We start from the raw sequence: 4,365 nt of genomic DNA on the forward strand, positions 1-4,365 counted from the left end.
CACCGGGGCGTCGCCGTCGCCCTTGGCGATTTGCGGATTGCCGCCCGAGAGCAGCACTGGCGCAGCCTTGGCCTTGGTCGATTGTCCCTGCGTCTTGGCCATTCTGCCCACTCCTATCCGCTCGCACGCTGCGCGCCGCGTCCCTTGGTGGCATAGGGCAGCACGAACATGTACAGGCCGCTGAACAGCAGCAGGAAGAGCGGGAAGAGCGGTGAGTAGACCACCCAAGCGGGAGGCTGCCCAAATGCCATGGTGACGAAGTTAGCGATGACGGTCAGCGTAAAGATGATCGACAGCCAGCGATGAATTTGCCGAACCCACATGTTCCAGTCCAATAGTTCCTCCTGTCAAAACATCCGACGCGGACCACCGATCCGCACCAGCGGGTTTCAATCTATCCACGCCAGGACCTGACTCAGATTTGCAAAGTACTGCCGCCACCCGCTCGTCGCGCCGCGATACGCCTGCTCCTGATCCGGCCGGAAGCCGGATTGTTCCATGCGCAACCGGGTGCCCGTGCTGGTCGGCATGAGAGTCCAGGTGACGACACTCTCAAGGCCATAGGCCTGCCACGTGTAGGATAGTGTCTTGTTCAATTCGACGGCTGTTACCTGACAGTCGACAACGATGCTCACGTCAGGCTGCGGTTCCTTTCGCAGATTGAAACGGTGGTCCACGACTGGCTTGAAGTCGTTCTTCATCAGCCATTCCTCGATCAGATGCGGTTGGGTCAGCGCGCGCCAGATTTTTTCCGGCGGATAGGGGATCTCACGTTCGACGATGACGGAGCGCGTTTCGGTCGCGATGTTGGTCATTGGTCCATTCTTTTGAGCAAATTTTCGAGGTCGTCGAACCGGCTCTGCCAGAACGTGTTCATCTGGTTCGTCCAGTCGGTCAGCGGGGAAAGTGCTGCCAGCTGGGCGCTATAATGGGTCTGCCGTCCTTGATGGCGGTCGCGCACCAGCCCGGCCTGCCTGAGCACGCCGAGATGCTTCGACACCGCAGGTTGAGAGACCCCTGACTGAGCCGTCAGGGCGCCGACCGTCTGCTCGCCTTGCCGGCACAGGCGCTCGAAGATTGCCCGACGGGTCGGATCGGAGAGCGTTCTGAAGAGGACATCGTGAGCGTTCGTCATCTGGGATCGATAACCCTGTGGCTATTGATTTACGTATAACCGCCGAGATATGGATGTGTCAAGCGGGGTGTCGGCGGTCACGATCCGGCGGTTTCCAAAAAAATCTTTCCATTACCCCAAGGATTAGCCATTAGCCTTCGTCCAACAGGCAAATGATGGCTATGATGCTGGATGAGAGCGAAGCCTCCGACGCCGAACTGATCGGGCGGGCGAAGGGCGGAGACAGAGGGGCCTTCAGCACATTGCTGGAAAGGCATTATGACTTCGTCTATCGCGCCGCCTATCGCTGGTGCGGCAGGAAGGCCGATGCCGAAGACATCGCCCAGGAAGTCTGCGTCAGGCTGGGCAAGGCGATCCGCGACTATCGCGGCGGCGGCGCTTTCACGACATGGCTCTATTCCGTGACGATGAACGCCGCGCGCGACATGATGCGAAAGTCCGCCCGCGAGACCGTCAAGACCGAGGCCTATGGCGTCCATGCACTGATCTCGGGCGAGGCGTCGGTTGAACCGGAAGACCCTGCCGAAGCGCTATGGGCAGCCGTCCGGCGATTGCCGGACAAGCAGCGCGACGCCGTGCTTTTGGTCTATGGCGAGGGCCTGAGCCATGCGGCCGCCGCCGAGGCGATGGCGATCTCGGAGACGACGGTTTCCTGGCACATCCATGAAGCGAAGAAACGGCTGAAGACGCTGATGCGCTCGGCCGGGGAAGTGTGACCATGGTCGACGACAACGAACTCAACAGATTGCGCGATATAGCGGCGCCGGCGCCCGCCCAGGACGCCAAGGCACGTGCTTTCGAGGCCGCCCTGCGCGCCTACGATCAGGAAAATATTTCTGCCGTTACCCAAGGATCGGTTGGCGGGCTTCGTCTCACAGAGCGAGCACAAAAGCTCTGGAGCGAGATCATGCAAAAGAAACTCATTGCCACGCCGGCTCTTGCCGGGCTCGTCGCCCTGCCGATCGCCGGATACGCCACCTTCCATCTGCTGAGGGAACAGCCGCCCAAAGGCGGCGGCGACGAGAAGATCAGCGAGACGCTGGCCGACAAGCCGGCGACCGTGAAGCCGACGACCGCCGAGCCGAATCCGGCTCGCAGCGAGTTGGAGAAGGACAAGAAGGCCGACGCGGATGTGGAAAGCCGCGACGCGACCGATGCGCTGGTGGCGCCGGCCTCGCCGCAGAAATCCGAATCGACCGTTGCTTCCGGCGGCGCGGCACAACAGAATGCGCTGGAGCGCGGTGTGCTGGCCGAGCCTGCGCCACCGGTACCGACAGGCGAATTCGCATTGGATGGCGCCGTAAGTGCGCCCAGCACGTCACGAGCCCGCATGCCGGCCGAGTCCAAGCTGATGGCGCCGCAACAGCCGTCGACCTTGCTGGCCGACCATATGCAACCGCAACCGGAAAACCACGACCGCATCGAGGATTTCAAGACCAATCCGGTGCATGCGGCACTCGGGGATCCGGTCTCGACCTTCTCGATCGACGTCGACACGGCCTCCTATTCCTTCGTGCGCGGCTCGCTGAAGCAGGGCACCCTGCCGCAGGCCGATACGGTGCGCGTCGAGGAGATGATCAACTACTTCCCCTATGACTGGAAGGGTCCGGAGTCGGCCTCGACACCATTCAACTCGACCGTCAGCATCATGCCGACGCCGTGGAACACGCACACCAGGCTGATGCATGTCGCCATAAAGGGTTTTGACGTCAAGCCGACCGAGCAGCCGAAGGCCAATCTGGTCTTCCTGATCGATGTCTCGGGCTCGATGGACGAGCCGGACAAGCTGCCGCTGCTCAAATCGGCATTTCGCCTGCTGGTCAGCAAGCTGAAGGCCGACGACACCATCTCGATCGTGACCTATGCGGGGGACGCCGGCACAGTCCTGGAGCCGACCAAGGCGTCCGAAAAGGACAAGATCCTCAGTGCCATCGACAATCTGACGCCTGGCGGCAGCACGGCCGGCGAGGCGGGCATCAAGGAAGCCTACAGGCTGGCGCAAAAGTCCTTCGTCAAGGATGGCGTCAACCGAGTGATGCTTGCCACCGACGGCGACTTCAATGTCGGCCAAAGCGACGACGACGATCTGAAGCGGCTGATCGAAAAGGAGCGCAAGACCGGTGTCTTCCTGTCGGTGTTCGGTTTCGGCCGCGGCAATCTGAACGACCAGATGATGCAGACCATCGCGCAGAACGGCAACGGCACCGCCGCCTATATCGACACGCTGGCCGAAGCTGAAAAGGTGCTGGTCGAGGATGCCTCGTCGACGCTGTTCACCATCGCCAAGGACGTGAAGATCCAGGTCGAGTTCAACCCCAACAAGGTCTCGGAATATCGGCTGATCGGCTACGAGACCCGGGCACTCAACCGCGAGGATTTCAACAATGACCGCGTCGATGCCGGCGATATCGGTTCGGGCCATTCCGTCACCGCGATCTACGAAATCACGCCCAAGGGCAGCGGCGGTGAGCAGATCGATCCGCTGCGTTATGGCCAGGCGTCAGTGGACAATGGCGGTGTCGCCAATGCTGGCGAATATGCCAACGTCAAGATCCGCTACAAGCTGCCGAATGAAGACGTCTCGAAGCTGATCACCACGCCGGTGACCTCGGCCAACGAGATTTCGTCCTTCGACCAGGCCAGCACCGATCAGCGCTTCTCCGTCGCGGTTGCCGCCTTCGGCCAGAAGCTGCGCGACGAGGATGCGACCGCGAAGTTCGGCTACGACAAGATCATGGAGATCGCCACTGCCGCTCGAGGAGCCGACCCGTTTGGGTACAGGTCCGAGTTCCTTTCACTTGTGCGCCTTGCCTCAGCGCTGGGCGGTAACCGGTAGTGGTGATAACGGCCGGTTTCTTTCAGACGGGATCGTTCTGACAGGGAAACCGACCTACGGGCGGGTGAGGCAGGCCGGCGAGGGAAACCTTGCCGGCCTTTTTTCGCGGATTTTCCGGGTCGTTAAATTGCGCGGCATTTCCGGTACCGGATCGCAACCCCCTCCTTGTTACGCAGGACAGGTATACCGGGCTTGAGGGAGCCGAAATTGCAGATCAGGACTATCGCCAACTCGATACCCCCGGCGCCAGACGCTTCGGCGGTTTCATCGGCCCCATCATCGGAATCCAGGCGTATCGGTGACGATGTCGCCCAGGCGCGCCACACCGCCCTGTCGGCGCTGACCAACGACCGCTTCCGCATCATGCTGGAACAGATCACCGACCCCAGCGCTT

The 4,365-nt window shown here is 61.4% G+C and carries 6 protein-coding genes; 3 read left to right on the plus strand and 3 right to left on the minus strand.

Features of this window, described 5'->3' with window-relative positions:
- Window positions 1-113: 113 nt before the first annotated feature.
- Genes EOC06_RS33330 through EOC06_RS33340 form a run of 3 tightly spaced genes read right to left on the minus strand, consistent with a single transcriptional unit; the run spans window position 114 to window position 1,135 of the window.
- Complete coding sequence (locus EOC06_RS33330) at window positions 114-335, minus strand: hypothetical protein (protein WP_128309791.1); 222 nt, start codon at window positions 333-335, stop codon at window positions 114-116.
- Between the two features lie 54 nt (window positions 336-389).
- Window positions 390-815: an SRPBCC domain-containing protein gene (locus EOC06_RS33335; RefSeq protein ID WP_128309792.1), complete on the minus strand. Its 426-nt coding sequence runs from the start codon at window positions 813-815 to the stop codon at window positions 390-392.
- Window positions 812-1,135 (minus strand): helix-turn-helix transcriptional regulator, encoded by a 324-nt coding sequence (locus EOC06_RS33340; RefSeq protein ID WP_128309793.1) that lies wholly within the window; start codon window positions 1,133-1,135, stop codon window positions 812-814. The genes EOC06_RS33335 and EOC06_RS33340 overlap by 4 nt, the downstream gene beginning before the upstream one ends.
- A 155-nt stretch (window positions 1,136-1,290) precedes the next feature.
- Here EOC06_RS33340 and EOC06_RS33345 point away from each other — a divergent pair, with 155 nt between their 5' ends.
- The 3 genes from EOC06_RS33345 to EOC06_RS33355 all read left to right on the plus strand — a co-directional run.
- Window positions 1,291-1,851 (plus strand): RNA polymerase sigma factor, encoded by a 561-nt coding sequence (locus EOC06_RS33345; protein WP_027039002.1) that lies wholly within the window; start codon window positions 1,291-1,293, stop codon window positions 1,849-1,851.
- A 2-nt stretch (window positions 1,852-1,853) separates the two neighbouring features.
- Entirely contained in the window at window positions 1,854-3,971 is a 2,118-nt protein-coding gene (locus EOC06_RS33350; protein WP_128309794.1) for a VWA domain-containing protein, read from the plus strand.
- Between the two features lie 207 nt (window positions 3,972-4,178).
- Window positions 4,179-4,365 (plus strand): hypothetical protein (locus tag EOC06_RS33355; protein ID WP_128309795.1); only part of this gene is annotated, 187 nt, incomplete at its 3' end.

Origin of the sequence: Mesorhizobium sp. M7A.F.Ca.MR.362.00.0.0, assembly GCF_004023175.1 — a bacterium.
Classification (GTDB): domain Bacteria; phylum Pseudomonadota; class Alphaproteobacteria; order Rhizobiales; family Rhizobiaceae; genus Mesorhizobium.